At 75.8% G+C, this 16,801-nt stretch carries 19 protein-coding genes; 15 read left to right on the top strand and 4 right to left on the bottom strand.

Going from position 1 to position 16,801, the window contains the following annotated elements:
* The first annotated feature begins 50 nt into the window (after positions 1-50).
* The 7 genes from rpoZ to FHX36_RS05995 all read left to right on the top strand — a co-directional run bounded on the left by rpoZ (position 51) and on the right by FHX36_RS05995 (position 8,018).
* Positions 51-314 carry a DNA-directed RNA polymerase subunit omega gene (rpoZ, locus tag FHX36_RS06025; RefSeq protein ID WP_014741310.1) on the top strand — a complete coding sequence of 88 codons (264 nt, stop codon included), beginning with the start codon at positions 51-53 and terminating at the stop codon, positions 312-314.
* A 163-nt stretch (positions 315-477) separates the two neighbouring features.
* Positions 478-1,713 carry a bifunctional phosphopantothenoylcysteine decarboxylase/phosphopantothenate--cysteine ligase CoaBC gene (gene coaBC / locus FHX36_RS06020; protein ID WP_183513591.1) on the top strand — a complete coding sequence of 412 codons (1,236 nt, stop codon included), beginning with the start codon at positions 478-480 and terminating at the stop codon, positions 1,711-1,713.
* Between the two features lie 136 nt (positions 1,714-1,849).
* Positions 1,850-3,061, top strand: coding sequence for a methionine adenosyltransferase (metK, locus tag FHX36_RS06015; RefSeq protein ID WP_110554336.1), 1,212 nt, complete (start codon positions 1,850-1,852; stop codon positions 3,059-3,061).
* 55 nt (positions 3,062-3,116) lie between these two features.
* Positions 3,117-5,063: a primosomal protein N' family DNA-binding protein gene (locus tag FHX36_RS06010; RefSeq protein WP_183513590.1), complete on the top strand. Its 1,947-nt coding sequence runs from the start codon at positions 3,117-3,119 to the stop codon at positions 5,061-5,063.
* A 47-nt stretch (positions 5,064-5,110) separates the two neighbouring features.
* Positions 5,111-5,668, top strand: a complete 558-nt coding sequence (gene def, locus FHX36_RS06005; RefSeq protein ID WP_110554410.1) for a peptide deformylase — start codon at positions 5,111-5,113, stop codon at positions 5,666-5,668.
* Positions 5,665-6,606 carry a methionyl-tRNA formyltransferase gene (gene fmt / locus FHX36_RS06000; RefSeq protein ID WP_183514118.1) on the top strand — a complete coding sequence of 314 codons (942 nt, stop codon included), beginning with the start codon at positions 5,665-5,667 and terminating at the stop codon, positions 6,604-6,606. The genes def and fmt overlap by 4 nt, the downstream gene beginning before the upstream one ends.
* Positions 6,603-8,018 (top strand): transcription antitermination factor NusB, encoded by a 1,416-nt coding sequence (locus FHX36_RS05995; protein ID WP_183513589.1) that lies wholly within the window; start codon positions 6,603-6,605, stop codon positions 8,016-8,018. Before fmt ends, FHX36_RS05995 begins: the two co-directional genes overlap by 4 nt.
* A gap of 27 nt (positions 8,019-8,045) precedes the next feature.
* Here the strand turns inward: FHX36_RS05995 and FHX36_RS05990 are convergent, their stop codons facing one another.
* A complete protein-coding gene (locus FHX36_RS05990) occupies positions 8,046-8,456 on the bottom strand; it encodes a RidA family protein (RefSeq protein ID WP_110553849.1) in 411 nt (136 codons plus the stop codon).
* Between the two features lie 81 nt (positions 8,457-8,537).
* Here FHX36_RS05990 and FHX36_RS05985 point away from each other — a divergent pair, with 81 nt between their 5' ends.
* A complete protein-coding gene (locus FHX36_RS05985) occupies positions 8,538-8,909 on the top strand; it encodes a winged helix-turn-helix transcriptional regulator (RefSeq protein WP_110553848.1) in 372 nt (123 codons plus the stop codon).
* 65 nt (positions 8,910-8,974) lie between these two features.
* On the top strand, positions 8,975-9,475 hold the full coding sequence (locus FHX36_RS05980) for an N-acetyltransferase (RefSeq protein WP_110553847.1): 501 nt from the start codon (positions 8,975-8,977) through the stop codon (positions 9,473-9,475).
* A 40-nt stretch (positions 9,476-9,515) separates the two neighbouring features.
* Here FHX36_RS05980 and FHX36_RS05975 read toward each other — a convergent pair whose 3' ends face one another.
* From FHX36_RS05975 to FHX36_RS05965, 3 genes are all read right to left on the bottom strand, one after another.
* On the bottom strand, positions 9,516-11,135 hold the full coding sequence (locus tag FHX36_RS05975; RefSeq protein WP_146251697.1) for a tannase/feruloyl esterase family alpha/beta hydrolase: 1,620 nt from the start codon (positions 11,133-11,135) through the stop codon (positions 9,516-9,518).
* 116 nt (positions 11,136-11,251) lie between these two features.
* Entirely contained in the window at positions 11,252-11,779 is a 528-nt protein-coding gene (locus FHX36_RS05970) for an SRPBCC family protein (RefSeq protein WP_110553845.1), read from the bottom strand.
* A complete protein-coding gene (locus tag FHX36_RS05965) occupies positions 11,779-12,276 on the bottom strand; it encodes a hypothetical protein (protein WP_110553843.1) in 498 nt (165 codons plus the stop codon). The genes FHX36_RS05970 and FHX36_RS05965 overlap by 1 nt, the downstream gene beginning before the upstream one ends.
* Before the next feature lie 82 nt (positions 12,277-12,358).
* Here FHX36_RS05965 and rpe point away from each other — a divergent pair, with 82 nt between their 5' ends.
* From rpe to FHX36_RS05935, 6 genes are read left to right on the top strand one after another with little or no spacing between them, the layout of a single operon-like run.
* Positions 12,359-13,024 (top strand): ribulose-phosphate 3-epimerase, encoded by a 666-nt coding sequence (gene rpe / locus FHX36_RS05960; protein WP_343056576.1) that lies wholly within the window; start codon positions 12,359-12,361, stop codon positions 13,022-13,024.
* Positions 13,021-14,076, top strand: a complete 1,056-nt coding sequence (gene ribD, locus FHX36_RS05955; protein WP_343056575.1) for a bifunctional diaminohydroxyphosphoribosylaminopyrimidine deaminase/5-amino-6-(5-phosphoribosylamino)uracil reductase RibD — start codon at positions 13,021-13,023, stop codon at positions 14,074-14,076. Before rpe ends, ribD begins: the two co-directional genes overlap by 4 nt.
* Before the next feature lies 1 nt (position 14,077).
* The gene (locus FHX36_RS05950) at positions 14,078-14,695 is read left to right on the top strand and encodes a riboflavin synthase (RefSeq protein WP_110553977.1); all 618 of its coding nucleotides are present in this window, start codon (positions 14,078-14,080) and stop codon (positions 14,693-14,695) included.
* Positions 14,692-15,987 carry a bifunctional 3,4-dihydroxy-2-butanone-4-phosphate synthase/GTP cyclohydrolase II gene (locus tag FHX36_RS05945; RefSeq protein ID WP_110553976.1) on the top strand — a complete coding sequence of 432 codons (1,296 nt, stop codon included), beginning with the start codon at positions 14,692-14,694 and terminating at the stop codon, positions 15,985-15,987. Before FHX36_RS05950 ends, FHX36_RS05945 begins: the two co-directional genes overlap by 4 nt.
* Entirely contained in the window at positions 15,984-16,493 is a 510-nt protein-coding gene (ribH, locus tag FHX36_RS05940; protein ID WP_110553975.1) for a 6,7-dimethyl-8-ribityllumazine synthase, read from the top strand. Before FHX36_RS05945 ends, ribH begins: the two co-directional genes overlap by 4 nt.
* Positions 16,490-16,753: a phosphoribosyl-ATP diphosphatase gene (locus tag FHX36_RS05935; RefSeq protein WP_110553974.1), complete on the top strand. Its 264-nt coding sequence runs from the start codon at positions 16,490-16,492 to the stop codon at positions 16,751-16,753. The genes ribH and FHX36_RS05935 overlap by 4 nt, the downstream gene beginning before the upstream one ends.
* Positions 16,754-16,801: the final 48 nt, after the last annotated feature.

The raw sequence follows: 16,801 nt of genomic DNA, 5'->3' as shown, positions 1-16,801 counted from the left end.
TCCAGCCGGCCAGGTCCACTCCCGCAAACGAAGAAGGAGCACGCTCGCCCGTGTCCGGAGTCGCACCCGCCCCTGAGGGCATCACCAACCCGCCCATCGACGAGCTGCTCGAGCGCACCAGCAGCAAGTACGGGCTGGTCATCTACGCCGCCAAGCGGGCCCGCCAGATCAACGCCTACTACAGCCAGCTCTCCGAGGGCCTGCTGGAGTACGTCGGCCCGCTGGTCGACACCGCGCCCCAGGAGAAGCCGCTCTCGATCGCGCTGCGCGAGATCAACGAGGGCCTGCTCACCCACACCGCCGGCGAGAACTGACGAAGGACCCCGGTCCTCCTCACCCCCTCGCAGGCTCGGGGGTGAGCCTCTGGACCGGGGCCGACGGCTGGTGGCGGTCCGCCCGGCCGTCACGACCCGTTGTGGTGAAGCCCCCGGTACTCGGTACCGGGGGCTTCGTCGTGCCTGGGGGAGGATGGGCGGCATGAGCAAGATCGTGCTGGGGGTGGGCGGCGGCGTGGCCGCCTACAAGTCGGCGCTGCTGCTGCGCGCCCTGACCGAGGCCGGGCACGACGTGCGGGTGGTGCCGACCGCGTCGGCGCTGCGCTTCGTCGGTGCGGCGACCTTCGAGGCGCTGAGCGGCAACCCCGTCTCCACCGAGGTGTGGGACGACGTCCCCGAGGTCGCCCACGTGCGGATCGGGCAGTCCGCAGCTCTCGTCCTGGTCAACCCCGCCACCGCCGACCTGCTGGCCCGCGCGGCTGCCGGGCGGGCCGACGACCTGCTCACCGCGACCCTGCTCACCGCGCACTGCCCGGTGGTGTTCGTGCCGGCGATGCACACCGAGATGTGGCTGCACCCGGCCACCCAGGACAACGTGGCCACGCTGCGCCGCCGCGGTGCGGTCGTGCTGCCCCCGGCGGTCGGCCGGCTCACCGGCCCGGACTCCGGCCCCGGCCGGCTGCCCGAGCCCGCCGACGTCGCCGCGCTGGCCGAGCTGGTGCTCACCGGTGGTGCCGCGGCGCTGCGCCCGGACCTCGCCGGACGTCGGGTGGTGGTCAGCGCCGGCGGCACCCGCGAGCCGCTGGACCCGGTGCGCTTCCTGGGCAACCGCTCCTCGGGCATGCAGGGCTGGGCGCTGGCCCGGGTCGCCGCCGCCCGCGGCGCCGAGGTGGTGCTGGTCGCGGCGAACGTGGAGGCCCCCGCGCCGTTCGGCGTCCGCGTCGTCCCGGTGGAGTCCGCCGAGGAGCTGCGCGCCGCGATGCACGCCGAGTCCGCCGGCGACGGGGCCGACCGCCCGGCCGACGTGGTGGTCATGGCCGCGGCCGTCGCCGACTTCCGACCTGGCACGGTGGCGACCAGCAAGCTGAAGAAGGGCAGCGCCGGCGAGCCGACCGCGGTCGAGCTGGTGCGCAACGCCGACGTCCTGGTCGAGCTGGTCGAGCGGCGCCCGGCCGGTCAGCTCGTGGTCGGCTTCGCCGCCGAGACCGGGGACGCCGAGGGCGACGTGCTCACCCACGCCCGGGCGAAGCTGGTGCGCAAGGGCGTCGACCTGCTCGTGGTCAACGACGTCTCCGCCGGTCGGGTGTTCGGGCGGGCCGACAACGAGGTCACCGTGCTGGCCGCCGACGGCAGCGCGACCCCGCTGCTGTCCGGCCGCAAGGACGCCGTCGCCGCCGGGATCTGGGACGCCGTCGCCGCCGCGCTGCCGGCCGGCTGACCGCCCCTCCCGTCCCGCCGTCCCCACCCACCCGCCGGATCGAACGCACGTCGTCGCGCCCCGGTAGCCTCAGCCGCCAGGGCCACCCGCCTACCGGACGCGACCGCGTGCGGCAGCCGACCGCAGGGAGTACCGAGTGCCACGCCGTCTGTTCACCTCCGAGTCGGTGACCGAGGGCCACCCCGACAAGATCGCCGACCAGATCAGCGACTCGATCCTGGACGCGATGCTGGAGCAGGACCCCCGCAGCCGGGTGGCCGTCGAGACCCTCATCACCACCGGTCAGGTGCACATCGCCGGTGAGGTCACCACCTCCGGCTACGTCGACATCGCCGACATCGTCCGGCGCACGGTGCTGGGCATCGGCTACGACTCCTCCCGCAAGGGCTTCGACGGCGCCTCGTGCGGCGTGAGCGTCTCGCTGGGTGCCCAGTCGCCGGACATCGCGCAGGGCGTCGACACCGCCTACGAGGCGCGCACCGGTGCCGAGCACCGGGCCGCCGCGGCCGACGACCTCATCGAGCGCCAGGGCGCCGGCGACCAGGGCCTGATGTTCGGGTACGCCACCGACGAGACCCCCGAGCTGATGCCGCTGCCGATCGCGCTGGCCCACCGGCTCTCCCGGCGGCTCGCGGCCGTCCGCAAGGACGGGTCGGTGCCCTACCTGCGGCCCGACGGGAAGACCCAGGTCACCGTGGTCTACGAGGACGACCGCCCGGTCGCCGTGGACACCGTGGTCGTCTCCTCGCAGCACGCCGAGGACATCTCCATCGACACCCTGCTCGCCCCCGACGTGCAGGAGCTCGTCGTCGAGCCCGAGCTCGCCGCGCTGGGCCTGCCCACCACCGACTACCGGCTGCTGGTCAACCCGACGGGCAAGTTCGTCATCGGTGGCCCGATGGGCGACGCCGGCCTGACCGGCCGGAAGATCATCGTGGACACCTACGGCGGCATGGCCCGGCACGGTGGCGGCGCCTTCTCCGGCAAGGACCCGTCGAAGGTCGACCGCTCCGGGGCCTACGCGATGCGCTGGGTCGCCAAGAACGTCGTCGCCGCCGGGCTGGCCCGCCGCTGCGAGGTGCAGGTCGCCTACGCGATCGGCGCCGCGCACCCGGTCGGCCTGTTCGTCGAGACCTTCGGCACCAACACGGTGCCCGAGGAGGCGCTGGAGAAGGCGATCGCCTCGGTGTTCGACCTGCGCCCGGGCGCCATCGTGCGCGACCTGGACCTGCTGCGGCCCATCTACGCGCCGACCGCCGCCTACGGCCACTTCGGCCGCGCCGACCTCGACCTGCCGTGGGAGCGGCTGGACCGGGTCGACGCGCTCAAGTCGACCCTCTCCGTATAACCCGCTGAGCGGACCGGCCCCCGCCCTCGACGACCCGGGCACCCGTGCGCAACGGGTGGCCCGGGTCGTCGTCGACGTGCCCCTGGCGCACCTGGACCGGCCGTTCGACTACGCCGTCCCCGACGAGCTCGCCGAGCAGGTCGTGGCCGGCTGCCGGGTGCGGGTCCGGTTCGCCGGCAAGCTGGTGGACGGCGTCGTCCTGGAGCTCGCCGGCAGCACCGACCACACCGGCAAGCTGGCGCCGCTGGCCAAGGTCGTGTCACCCGAACCGGTGCTCACCCCGGAGGTCGCCGAGCTGGCCCGGTCGGTCGCCGACCGCTACGCCGGGTCGCTGACCGACGTGCTCCGGCTGGCGCTCCCGCCCCGCCGGGGCGCACCGGAGAAGCGGCCACGGCTCGACCCGCCGTCGGCGCCGGCCGCGCCCGACCCGGCCGGCTTCGCGCGGTACCCGACCGGCCCGCAGCTGCTGGCCGCCGTCGCCGAGGGCCGCCCCGCCCGCGCCGTGTGGACGGCGCTGCCCGGTGAGGACTGGCCGGCCCGGCTCGTGGAGCTCTGCCAGGCGGCGCTGTCCGGCGGGCGCGGCGCCCTGGTCGTCGTCCCGGACGGCAAGGACCTCGACCGGCTGGCGGCCGCCGCCGAGCGGTCGCTGCCCGCCGGCTCGGTGGCGGTGCTGCGCGCCGACTCCTCCCCGGACACCCGCTACGGCCGCTTCCTCGCCGCGGCGCGCGGCAGCGCCCAGGTGGTGCTCGGCACCCGGGGTGCGGTGTTCGCCCCGGTCCGCGACCTCGGCCTGGTGGCGATCTGGGACGACGGCGACGACCTGCACGCCGAGCCGCGGGCGCCCTACCCGCACGCCCGCGACGTGCTGGTGCACCGCGCCCACCTCGCCTCCTGCGCCGCGGTGGTGGCCGGCACCGCGCGCACCGCCGAGGCCGCGCTGCTCGTGGAGTCCGGCTGGGCGCACGAGCTGGTCGCCGACCGGGCCACCCTGCGGGCCGCGGCGCCCCGGGTGGAGGCGCTGGGCAGCGACTTCGAGCTGGCCCGCGACCCGGCCGCCCGGTCCGCGCGGCTGCCCACCCTGGGGTTCGCCGCCGCCCGGCGGGCGCTGGACGCGGGGGCGCCGGTGCTCATCCAGGTGCCCCGGTCCGGGTACGTGCCCTCGCTGGTCTGCGACCGGTGCCGCGCCCCGGCACGGTGCGGGCACTGCGCCGGGCCGCTGGGCATCGCCCCGTCGCCGGGTCAGGGCGGGGTGCGGATCGCCGCCTGCCGGTGGTGCGCGCGGCCGGCGGCGACCTTCGACTGCCCGCACTGCCACGGCACCAAGCTGCGGGCGGCCGTCATCGGCGCCTCCCGCACCGCCGAGGAGCTGGGCCGGGCCTTCCCGGGCGCGGCCGTGCGGGTGTCCGGCCGAACCTCCGGCGTGCTGGCCACCGTCCCCGCCGACCCGGCGATCGTGGTCGCCACCCCCGGCGCCGAGCCGGTGGCCGAGGGTGGTTACGGGGCCGCGCTGCTGCTGGACGCCTGGGCGCTGCTCGGCCGGGCCGACCTGCGGGCCGGCGAGGAGACGATGCGCCGCTGGGTGAACGCGGCGGCCCTGGTGCGCCCCGGCGGCCAGGTGGTGGTGGCCGCCGACGCGGCGCACCCGGTGGTGCAGGCGCTGGTGCGCTGGGACCCGGCCGGGCTGGCGGAGCGCGAGCTGGCCGACCGCCGGGCGCTGGGCTTCCCCCCGGTGACCCGGATGGCGTCGCTGTCGGCGTCCCCGGCCGCGCTCGCCGACTTCCTGGCCGCCCTGCGGCTGCCGGAGGGCGCCGACGTCCTGGGGCCCGTGCCCGAGCTGCCGCGGCCGGGCCAGGAGGGCGAGCGGGAGCGGTACCTGGTGCGGGTGCGGCGCAGCGACGGCGTCGCGCTGGCCCGGGCGCTGCACGACGTGCAGGGGGTGCGCAGCGCCCGGAAGGTCACCGAGCACGTGCGGGTGCAGCTCGACCCGCTGGAGCTCGCGTAGCCGTCCCGGCGGCGCAGCGGTCCGCGTCGGCCGCCTAGGATCGTCCGGTGAGCGTCACCCCGATCCGGATCATGGGCGACCCGGTGCTGCGCACCCCCGCCGCCCCCGTCGTCGACTTCGACGCCGAGCTGCGGCAGCTCGTCGCCGACCTGACCGACACCATGCACGCCGCCGGCGGGGCCGGCATCGCCGCGCCGCAGATCGGCGTGGGCCTGCGGGTGTTCACCTGGTACGTCGACGGCGAGGTGGGCCACCTGGTCAACCCCGACGTCACGCCGGTGGGGGAGGAGACCGAGGAGGACGCCGAGGGCTGCCTCTCGATCCCCGGCTTCCGCTTCGACTGCCGCCGGCACCTGTACGTGGCCGCGACCGGCTGGGACATGCACGGCGAGCCGATCCGGGTCGAGGGCTCGCACAAGCTCGCCCGCGCCATCCAGCACGAGACCGACCACCTGGACGGCGTGCTGTTCGTCGACCGGCTGGACGCCGAGGCCCGCGAGGCCGCGCTGGCCGTGCTCAGCGAGGCGGCGTGGCAGGGCGAGCAGTCCTACCTGCCCAACGGCGAGCCCGTCGTCCCGCCCATCGTGAAGGTGAGCCCCCACTGAGGCTCCTGTTCGCCGGCACCCCCGCACCGGCCGTGGTGGCGCTCGACGCGCTGCTGGGGTCGTCGCACGAGGTCGTCGCCGTGCTCACCCGCCCGGACGCACCGTCCGGGCGGGGCCGCCGCACCAGCCGCTCCCCGGTCGCCGGGCGTGCCGACGCCGCCGGGATCCCGGTGCTGCAGCCCCGGTCGCCGCGCGAGCCCGAGTTCCTCGACGCCCTCCGCGACCTCGCCGTCGACTGCGCCCCGGTGGTCGCCTACGGCGCGCTGGTGCCGCCGGCGGCCCTGCAGCTGCCGCGGCACGGCTGGGTCAACCTGCACTTCTCGCTGCTGCCCGCCTGGCGCGGTGCGGCGCCGGTGCAGCACGCGGTCATGGCCGGTGACGAGGTCACCGGGGCCGCGACCTTCCAGCTCGAGGCCGGGCTGGACACCGGCCCGGTGTTCGGGGTCGTCACCGAGCCGATCGGCCCGCGGGACACGGCCGGCGACCTGCTGCAGCGGCTCGCGGTGAGCGGCGCCGGGCTGCTCGTCGCGACCCTGGACGGCATCGCCGACGGTTCGCTGCGCGCCGAGCCCCAGCCGGCCGAGGGCGTGAGCCTCGCGCCGCGGATCGAGACCGCCGACGCCCAGGTCGACTGGACGCTGCCGGCGCACGTCGTCGACCGCCGGGTCCGCGGGGTCACCCCGGCCCCCGGTGCCTGGACGACCTGGCGCGGCAACCGGCTCCGGCTGGCCCCGGTGGAGCCGCTCGGCTCGTCGCTCGCCCTGGCGCCCGGCGAGCTGTCGCTCGGCACGACCGGGGTGCTCGTGGGCACCGGTCGCGGCGCCGTCCGGCTCACCGAGGTGCAGCCGGCCGGCAAGAAGATGCTGCCCGCGGCGGACTGGGCGCGCGGCGCCCGGCCCGAGCCCGGCGAGCGGCTCGGCGAGCAGGTGGGCGCGTGACCGGCCCGGCCCGGCGGGCCGGCCACAAGCGGCGCAACGACCCGGGCACGGGCAACCAGCGACCCCAGTCCCGGCGGCACCGGCCGGTGCTCGACGGCGCCCGGCTGACCGCCTACGACGTGCTGGACGGCGTCTCCAGCCGCGCCGCCTACGCCAACCTGCTGCTGCCCCAGCTGCTGCGCGAGCGGCAGCTGGAGCCCCGCGACGCGGCCTTCGCCACCCAGCTCGCCTACGGCACGTTGCGCGCCACCGGCACGCTGGACGCGGTGCTCACCACCCTGGTCTCCCGGCCGCTGGCCGAGCTCGACCCCAAGGTGCTGGACCTGCTGCGGCTGGGCGCCTACCAGCTGATCGACCTCCGGGTGCCGGCGCACGCCGCCGTCGACACCACGGTGGCGCTCACCCGGGCGATCGTCGGTACCGGCGCCTCCGGTCTGGTCAACGCGGTGCTGCGCAAGGTCTCCGCCGGCGGTGACCGGGCGGCCTGGCTGGCCGCGCTGGCCCCCGCCGACGAGGACGAGCGGCTGTCGCTGAGCACCGACCACCCGCGCTGGATCGTCGAGGCGTGGCGGGATGCGCTGGCCGACGAGGCCGAGGTCGAGCCGGCGCTGCTGGCCGACGACACCGCGCCCGAGGTGCACCTGGTCGCCCGGCACGTCGACCGCGACGAGCTGGCCACCGAGAGCGGCGGGGCTGCCGGGCCGTGGTCGCCCTTCGCCGTCCGGCTGCCCAGCGGCGACCCCGGCAAGCTGGCCGCCGTCCGCTCCGGCGCCGCCGCGGTGCAGGACGAGGGCAGCCAGCTGGCCGCCCTGGCCCTGGTCCGGGCACCGCTGGAGGGCCCGGACGCCGCCTGGCTGGACATGTGCGCCGGCCCCGGCGGCAAGGCCGGGCTGCTCGCCGCCGTCCGGCCGGCCGGCGTGCGGCTGACCGCTGCCGACCGCAGCGAGCACCGGGCCGAGCTGGTCCGCGGCGCCCTGGCCGGCGAGGACGACGTCGAGGTGCTGGTCGCCGACGGCACCGAGCCCGGCTGGCCGGCCGGCTCGTTCGACCGGGTGCTGCTGGACGCCCCCTGCACCGGCCTGGGGGCGCTGCGCCGCCGGCCCGAGGTGCGCTGGCGGCGGACCGCCGAGGACGTCGCGCCGCTGGCCGACCTGCAGCGCCGGCTGCTCGACAGCGCGCTGGCCTCGGTCCGGCCGGGCGGGGTGGTCGCGTACGTGACCTGCTCGCCGCACACCGCCGAGACCGTCGACGTGGTCGCCGCGGCCGCCCGGCGGGACGACGTCGAGGTGCTGCCCGTGGCGCCGCTGTTCCCCGAGGTCCCCGACCTCGCCCGCGGCGACGCGGCCCAGCTCTGGCCGCACCGGCACGGCACCGACGCGATGTTCATGGCGCTGCTCCGCCGCACCCGCTGAGGGACGCAGCCCCCGGCACGCGGGCGGTCAGTCGAGGACGGCGTCGGCCTCCACCTCGACCAGCACGTCGCTCTCGAAGAGGACGTCGACGCCGATGAGCGACGCCGGGGGCAGCGGCCGGGGCAGCCCCAGCTCGTCCGCGACCTCCTCGACGCCGGCCAGGAACGCCCCGATCCGGTCCGGCGTCCACTGCGTCACGAAGAACCGCAGCCGGACGACGTCGGCGAAGGTCGCGCCCGCGCCGGCGAGACCGAGCGCGGTGTTGCGCAGCGCCTGGGCGACCTGGCCGGTCAGGTCGCCGGTCGCCACCGGCCGGCCGGCTGCGTCGCGGGCGATCTGGCCGGCCACGTGCACCTGCCGGGTGCCGCTGGCGACCGAGACGTGCTGGTAGGGGACGGGCTGGAGCATGCCGTCGGGGCTGGACAGCTGCACGGTCACGGGAGGCCTCTCGGTGGTCGGTCACTGCGGTATCCCAGGTCTACCTGGTACACAGAGGCAACTTCAACGAGACCAGGTGTCATGACGGAGACCACCGCGCACGCCGAGCGGCTGCCGCTGCTCGCACACCACCGCGAACTGCTCGACCAGGTGCTGGACAAGTGGTCGTTGCAGGTGCTCGACGAGCTGTGCGAGCGGCCGCTGCGCTTCAACGAGCTGCGCCGGGCGCTCCCGGTCGTGACGCAGAAGTCGCTCACCGCGGCGCTCCGGCGGCTGGAGCGCAACGGCATGGTCGAACGGGTGGTCACCAGCTCGCGGCCGATCGCCGTCGAGTACCGCATCGCGCCGCTCGGCCGCACCCTGCAGGACCTCGTCGACGCGCTGTTCCTGTGGTCGATGGAGAACATGGCCGACGTCGAGCGGGCCCGGGCCAGGTACGACGCCGACGCCTGACCCGTCGGGACCCGCTCCGGAAACCCGGTGACCGGACGGGCGCCCCGCCGCTACCCTCCCGCTCCGTGCCGTGGCTGCCTGACGACTTCGCCCACCCGCTCCGCGCCGACCTGCCGACCGGGCACCACCTCCGGCCGATGAGCGACGCCGACACCGAGATCGACTTCCCGGCCGTGATGGGGTCGCGGGAGCGGCTGTGGTCGGTCTACGGCCAGGCCTGGGGGTGGCCGCCGGCGACGATGACCGTGGCGCAGGACCGGGAGGACCTCGCCCGGCACGCGCGGGAGATCGCCACCCACCAGAGCTTCCTGTACGGGCTGTTCGCCGAGGACGAGGCCGAGCTGCTCGGCTGCCTCTACGTCGACCCGCCGGAGCGGGTGGGCGGCGCGGACGCCGAGGTCTCCTGGTGGGTGGTCGACGGGCTGGTCGGCACCGAGGTCGAGCGCGCGTTCGACGACTTCGTGCCCCGGTGGCTGGCGGCCGAGTGGCCGTTGACCGCGCCCCGCTTCGTCGGTCGTGACCTCAGCTGGGCGGAGTGGCTGGCGTTGCCGGAGCTGGACCGCTGATCCCGGCGGGCCCGCGCAGGGCGGACCCGCCGGGAACCGTTCAGCGGGCGGGCACCTCCAGCCGGGTGCCCTTGCGGCAGCGGTAGGTGCTCCCGTCGTCGGGGTCACCGCGCCCGGTCCACCGGGCGACCTCCGGGTACTGGCAGATCGGCCGGGTCGCGGTCACGGTGCCCGCGTCGTCCACCCGCTGGGACTGCAGCGTCTGCGGCGCCCGGCCGTGCTCGACCCACTCCACCAGCGCCTCGAACTGACCGGTGGGCTGGAGCCCGGCCCCGCCGCCGCAGTGCCCGACGCCGGGGGCGACGAACAGCCGCAGGAAGTCCTGGGTCTGCCCGCGGCCCATCAGGTCGCGCACCCGCTCGTAGTAGTCGATCGTGCCCTGGACGGGGACGCCGAAGTCGGCTGCGCCGTGCCAGAGCAGCGCCTTGCCGCCCTGGTCGCGGAAGGCCGACAGGTCCGGGTCGTCGGCGCCGAGCACGTCGGAGTACATCTCGACGGCCTGGGCGAAGTACGCCTCGAACGCCTCGGGCGTCAGGGTCCGCCAGTCCCAGCTCGGGTCCTGCTCCAGGAAGAGGCTGATCCACCAGAGGTCGAACACGAACGGGCTGCCCTCCCAGCGGCCGTCCACCTCGACGGTGTCGTTGAGCCCGGCGAACGGCGCGCCCGGGGGCAGCCCGTACCAGAGGAACTCGCCCTCGGCGGTGCGCGGACCCTCGCCGATCCGCTGCATCACCTCGACGTCGGCGGCGGTGATCTCCCCGCACGGGGTCTGCTGGCCGATCAGCGTGGTCAGGTCGAAGTCGCAGCCGAGCGGGTCGCCGATCACCCCGTCGGCGACGCCGTCACCGACCAGGTCGCAGGCGGAGACGACGGCGGCCAGCGCGGCCTCGAACTTGCACGGCGGCACCGGGTTCTGCCGGTCGAGCATGACGACCTGGCCCCAGATCTGGCCGGTCTGCATCTGCGGGAAGTTGATGACCGGTGCGCCGGCGAGGACGCCGTCGTAGTCGTCGGGGTACCGCTGGGCCTCCATCAGGCCCTGGCGCCCGCCGGTGGAGCAGCCGTTCCAGTACGAGTAGGCGGGGCCGCGGCCGTAGTAGGCCTCGATGACCGCCTTGGCCGTGACGGTCATGTCGTGCACCCCGACGTGCCCGAAGTCGCGGATCCGCTGCCAGTTCAGCGTGCCGTCCGGGTCCAGGGCGAAGTCGGCGGTCGGGCCCACGTGGCCGGCGTCCGTGGCCGCGGTCGCGTACCCGGCCTGCAGCGGCTCGAGCAGCGAGTCCGGTGAGCCGCCGCTGAACCCGCCGCCGCCCATGGCCTGGAAGCGGCCGTTCCACGAGTCCCTGGGCAGGTGCACCCAGACCGTGACGGCATCGCCGGCGGGCGGGTGGGTGACGGTGAGCTGCACCCGGCAGGACGGCGGGGTGGTCGCGTCACCGGGGTCCTCGACGGCGGAGTCGACGGTGGTGTCCGGCAGGTCCAGGGCGAGCAGGCTCTCGCAGGAGGCCACCGGTGGACCGCCGGCCGGTGGTCCGGTCGGTGGTCCGGCCGGCGACGGGGGAGTGGCGCCGGCGGTGGGCAGGCTGACGGCGACGGTCACCAGCAGTGCGCCGGCCGCCGTCGCGGTGAGGAGCGTGCGCAGGAACGCAGGGAGTCGCATCCGGGTCTCGCTTCCGTCCGTGGTCCGGGTCGCGCGGCACGCCGGGGCGTCCGCCCACAGCAGCCTCACACAGATGTGATGTGCACCACGTCGGCGGCTGTCCCGGCCGGGCTACGTCATCCGTCGCGGTGCGGCGGTTCCTGGCCGGGGCGGTCGGCGGGCCGGTCGAGGGCCTGGCGGGCCGCGGCGAGCACGACCGGGTCGCTGCAGCCGCGGGCGAACCCGGCGATCCGGCGCTCGATGTCCCGGCCCAGCACCCGCGTGCCGATCCGCTCGGCCAGCGGGGCCAGCCAGCCCGGGCGGCAGCGGAACACGTACCGCCACACCGCCCGGGTGCCGCCGTCCGCGGTCGGGGTGAACCGCCAGCTGCCGGCGAAGACGGCGAAGAACCACGGCCCGCTGGTCATGCGCATGCCCACGTGCGACGGCGGCACGAAGGAGACGTACTCGCTGACCATGCCCAGCCCGTGCCGGGAGCGGGTCGAGGTGCGCACCCCCTTGGCCGGCCGGGTGCTGCCGTCGAGGAAGTGCTGCTCGCGCACGAACGGGTCCCAGCGGTACCGGGCCTCGCCGGTGGTCTGCGACACCGCGAAGGCCAGCGCCGGCTCGACCGGGACGACGACCTCCGCCTCGACCTGCGCCATCAGCTCTCCGCCGGGGTTGCGTCGACCGGGTACGGCGGGTCGGTCAGCCAGCGCCTGGCCCGGCTGCGCATCACGGTGACCCGGGCGGCCATCCAGGCCGCCAGGGCGAGGAGCAGCACCGCAGGGAGGCCGAGCACCGGCTGGTCGCGCAGCACGGCGGCAGTCGTGGAGCCCGCGGCCAGCGCGACGGAGAGCCCGCCGATCCACCACGCCTCCGGGGAGGGGCGCAGGAGGTCGCGGGCGCGTTCGTCGACGGCGGTGCGCAGGTCGGGCCCCGGGTCCCGGTGCAGGCGGAGGGCGTCGGCGGTGGGCGGGCGGCCCGGCTCCGCCTTCCACTCGTGCCAGGCCTCCCAGCAGCTCAACGGGAGGCTGGCGACGACGATGATGACCACGACGTCCCCGGGCAGCCAGGCGCTCACCACCGACCAGCCGGCCCAGACCAGGCAGCTCCACCAGGCGCACGCCAGCCCGGCTCGGAGCAGGGCGTCGGACCTCATGGGTCGACCGTAGTGATCATGGCCAGGACCTGCAGGTTCGAGCACCGGCGAGGGCCCGGGCCGGCCCACCTACGATCTACGCGTGTCCCGGGAACCGATGATCGCGCCCAGCCTGCTGTCCGCGGACTTCGCCCGGCTCGCCGACGAGGTGCAGCGCATCGCCGACGCCGACTGGGTGCACGTCGACGTCATGGACGCCCACTTCGTGCCCAACCTGACCCTGGGCCTGCCGGTCGTGCAGGCGATCCAGGCGGTGAGCCCGGTGCCGCTGGACTGCCACCTGATGATCGAGGACCCCGAGCGCTGGGCGCCCGGGTACGCCGAGGCCGGCGCCCGCAACGTCACGGTGCACGCCGAGGCCTGCACCGACCCGCGCGCGGTCGCCCGCGACCTCCGGGCCGCCGGTGCGCTGGCCGGGCTGGCGATCAAGCCGGGCACGCCGCTGGAGGCCTACCTCGACGTGCTGCCGGAGTTCGACACGCTGCTGGTGATGACCGTGGAGCCCGGCTTCGGCGGTCAGTCGTTCATGCCCGAGGTGCTGCCCAAGGTCACCGAGGCGCGACGGCTGGTGGAGACCGGGCACCTGCAGCTGTTCCTCGAGGTCGACGGCGGCATCAACGCCGACACCATCGAGCAGGCCGCCGCGGCCGGCGCCGACGTCTTCGTCGCGGGCTCCGCGGTCTACGGCGCCGACGACCCCGCCAAGGCGATCGCCGCGCTGCGCGCCCTGGCCGCCGGCGCCCGGTGAACGCCGCCGAGCACGCGGCGATGGCCCGGGCCCGCGAGCTCGGACTGCGGGTGCTGGGCACGACCAGCCCCAACCCGCCGGTCGGCGCCGTGGTGCTGGACGCCGGCGGCGCGGTGGTGGGGGAGGGCGCGACCTCGCCCCCCGGCGGCCCGCACGCCGAGGTGCACGCGCTGGCCCAGGCCGGTGCGCGGGCCCGCGGCGGCACCGCCGTCGTCACCCTGGAGCCGTGCGCGCACACCGGCCGCACCGGGCCGTGCGCCGACGCGCTGGTCGCCGCGGGCGTCGCCCGGGTCGTCGTCGCCGTCCCCGAGCCGACCCGGCTGGCCACCGGCGGTGCCGCCCGGCTGCGGGCGGCCGGCGTCGACGTCGAGCTCGGCGCCGAGCAGGACGAGGCGGCTGAGGGCGCGCTCGCGGCCTGGCTCACCGGGGTCCGCGAGCAGCGCCCGCACGTGGTGTGGAAGGTGGCCACCACCCTCGACGGACGGGTGGCCGCCGCCGACGGCACCAGCCGCTGGATCACCGGCCCGGAGGCCCGCGCCGAGGTGCACCGGCTGCGGGCCGGCTGCGACGCGGTGCTCGTCGGCTCCGGGACGGCGCTCGCCGACGACCCGCAGCTCACCGTCCGCGACGCCGAGGGCCGCAACGCCGAGCGGCAGCCGCTGCGGGTGGTGCTGGACCGCCGCGGCCGGGTGCCGGCCAGCGCCCGGGTGCACGACGACGCCGCCCCCACCCTGGTCAGCACCGCCGCGACCCCGGCCGCGCTGCTGACCGAGCTGTTCGCCCGCGACGTCCGCCGGGTGCTGCTGGAGGGCGGCCCGACGCTGGCCGCCGCCTTCCTCGCCGCCGGCCTGGTCGACGAGGCCGTGGTGCACCTCGCCCCGCAGCTGCTGGGGGCCGGCACCCCCATGGTGGGGGCGCTGGGAATCAGCACGATCACCGACGCGCTGCACCTGCACGTCACCGACGTCACCCGCACGGGCGGGGACGTGCAGATCCGGTTGCGGCCCACCCGGCACACTGGTGGGCCGGGGACGACCGGCGGAGGGAGCTGACGTGTTCACCGGCATCGTGGAAGAGCTCGGCACCCTGGTCGCGCGGGAGGACGGCGCGGACAGCGCCGTGCTCCGCATCCGTGCCCGCAAGGCCGTGCAGGACGTCGCGCTGGGCGACTCGATCTCGGTCAACGGCGTGTGCCTGACCGTCACCGCCGTCGAGCCCGACGCCGACGGCAGCGGCGTCTGGAGCACCGACGTGATGGCCGAGACGCTGCGGCGCAGCAGCCTGGGGGAGGTGGGCGCCGGCGACCCGGTGAACCTGGAGCGCGCCGTCACCCCGACCACCCGGCTGGGCGGGCACATCGTGCAGGGCCACGTCGACGGCGTGGGCACCGTGGTGTCCCGCACGCCCGGCGACGACTGGGAGGTCGTGCGGATCGCCGTCCCGGCCGACCTGGCGCGCTACGTGGTCGAGAAGGGGTCGATCACCGTCGACGGGGTCTCGCTGACGGTCAGCGCGCTGGCGGACGAGCCGGAGCCGTGGTTCGAGGTCAGCCTCATCCCGACCACCCTGCGGGAGACCACCCTGGGCGACCGCGCTCCCGGTGACCCCGTCAACCTGGAGGTGGACGTCATCGCCAAGTACGTCGAACGACTGTTGGGAGCACGTCGGTGACCCTGCACCTGGACTCGATCGAGGACGCCATCGCGGCGGTCAAGAGCGGGCGCCCCGTCGTGGTCATCGACGACGAGGACCGCGAGAACGAGGGCGACCTGATCTTCGCCTCGGAGCTCGCCACCCCCGAGCTGGTGGCCTTCATGGTCCGCTACACCTCGGGCTACATCTGCGTCGCCGTCACCGAGGAGGACGCCGACCGGCTGGACCTGCCCCCGATGTTCCGGGTGAACCAGGACCGCCGCGGCACCGCCTACACCGTCACCGTCGACGCCCGCGAGGGCGTCACCACCGGCATCTCCGCCGCTGACCGGGCGCACACCATCCGCACCCTGGCCGCGGCCGACACCGGCTCCGCCGACCTCGCCCGGCCCGGCCACGTGGTGCCGCTGCGCGCCAAGGACGGCGGCGTGCTGCGCCGCCCCGGGCACACCGAGGCCGCCGTCGACCTGGCCGTGCTGGCCGGGCTGCGCCCCTCGGGCACGCTCTGCGAGGTCGTCAGCGAGAAGGACCCCACCGGCATGGCCCGCGGCGAGGAGCTGCGCGTCTTCGCCGACGAGCACGACCTGGTGATGGTCTCCATCGCCGACCTGATCGCCTACCGCAAGCGCTTCGACAAGCTCGTCGAGCGGGTCGCCGAGGCCCGGGTGCCGCTGCGCGCCGGGGAGTTCGTCGCCGTCGGCTACCGCAGCTCCTACGACGAGCGCGAGCACGTGGCCTTCGTCTACGGCGACATCGCCGACGGCGAGGACGTGCTCGTCCGGGTGCACTCCGAGTGCCTCACCGGCGACGTGTTCGGCTCGCTGCGCTGCGACTGCGGGCCGCAGCTGGACGCAGCGCTGGCCGCCGTCGCCCAGGAGGGCCGTGGCGTCGTGCTCTACATCCGCGGCCACGAGGGCCGGGGCATCGGCCTGCTGCACAAGCTGCAGGCCTACCAGCTGCAGGACACCGGGGTCGACACGGTCGACGCCAACCTCGACCTGGGCCTGCCGGCCGACGCGCGCGACTACGGTACGGGCGCCCAGATCCTGGTCGACCTGGGCGTGCACACCATGCGGCTGCTGACCAACAACCCGGCCAAGCGCGCCGGGCTGGAGGGCTACGGCCTCAAGATCACCGGTCGGGTGGGGCTGCCCACGCACGTCACCGCCGACAACGTCGGGTACCTGCGCACCAAGCGGGACCGGATGGGACACCTGCTCGAGATCATCGAGCCCACCCACGACACGGGCGGCCCGCAGGCCGCCGAGGGGAGCGACATCCCGATGCGCCAGAACGAGCAACCGGCATGAGCGGCGCCGGAGCCCCCACCCAGGAGCCGGTCGACGCCGCCGGGCTGACCCTCGGCATCGTCGCGGCCACCTGGCACCGGGAGATCAGCGACTCGCTGCTGGAGCGGGCCGTCGCCTGCGCCGAGGCCTCGGGCGTCACCTCGCCGACCGTGGTGCGCGTGCCGGGGGCCATCGAGCTGCCCGTCGTCGCCCAGGCCCTCGCCCAGACCCACGACGCCGTCGTGGCGCTCGGCGTGGTCGTCCGCGGTGGCACCCCGCACTTCGAGTACGTCTGCGACTCCTTCACCGCGGGCCTGACCCGGGTGTCGCTGGACAGCGGCAAGCCCGTCGGCAACGGCGTGCTCACCACCGAGGGCGAGCAGCAGGCCCGCGACCGCGCCGGCATGGACGAGTCCGGGGAGGACAAGGGCTGGGAGGCCACCGCGGCCGCCCTGCAGACCGCCCTGGTGCTGCGCGACCTGCGCACGCCCAAGCAGAGCACCGGATTCGGCGTGAACCCGGCGTGAAGTCGTTCGACCAGCTCTTCGCCGAGCTGACCGAGAAGGTCGCCGCCGGCGACCCCGCGTCGGGCACGGTCACCGCCGTCCGCGACGGCGTGCACGCCGCGGGCAAGAAGGTCGTGGAGGAGGCGGCCGAGTCGTGGATGGCCGCCGAGCACGAGGGGCCCGAGCGCACGGCGGAGGAGATCAGCCAGCTCCTCTACCGGGTCCAGGTGCTCATGCTGGCGCGCGGGCTCTCGCTCGACGACGTCTACGCTCACCTCTAAAAGAAGGACCCCGTCCCTCCCCACGACGCGCTTCGCACGCCGCGGGGC

It is taken from the genome of Modestobacter versicolor (assembly GCF_014195485.1).
Classification (GTDB): Bacteria; Actinomycetota; Actinomycetes; order Mycobacteriales; family Geodermatophilaceae; genus Modestobacter; species Modestobacter versicolor.
Note: the sequence above shows the minus strand (reverse complement) of the source record. Positions and strands in the feature narration are given on the sequence as shown.

Bases quoted from the DNA above. Each gene is read 5' to 3' on its own strand.
- FHX36_RS05975 (WP_146251697.1), bottom strand. From the start codon at position 11,135: ATGCGACTCCCTGCGTTCCTGCGCACGCTCCTCACCGCGACGGCGGCC.
- ribH (WP_110553975.1), top strand. From the start codon at position 15,984: ATGAGCGGCGCCGGAGCCCCCACCCAGGAGCCGGTCGACGCCGCCGGG.
- FHX36_RS05970 (WP_110553845.1), bottom strand. From the start codon at position 11,779: ATGGCGCAGGTCGAGGCGGAGGTCGTCGTCCCGGTCGAGCCGGCGCTG.
- FHX36_RS05965 (WP_110553843.1), bottom strand. From the start codon at position 12,276: ATGAGGTCCGACGCCCTGCTCCGAGCCGGGCTGGCGTGCGCCTGGTGG.
- coaBC (WP_183513591.1), top strand. From the start codon at position 478: ATGAGCAAGATCGTGCTGGGGGTGGGCGGCGGCGTGGCCGCCTACAAG.
- FHX36_RS05985 (WP_110553848.1), top strand. From the start codon at position 8,538: ATGACGGAGACCACCGCGCACGCCGAGCGGCTGCCGCTGCTCGCACAC.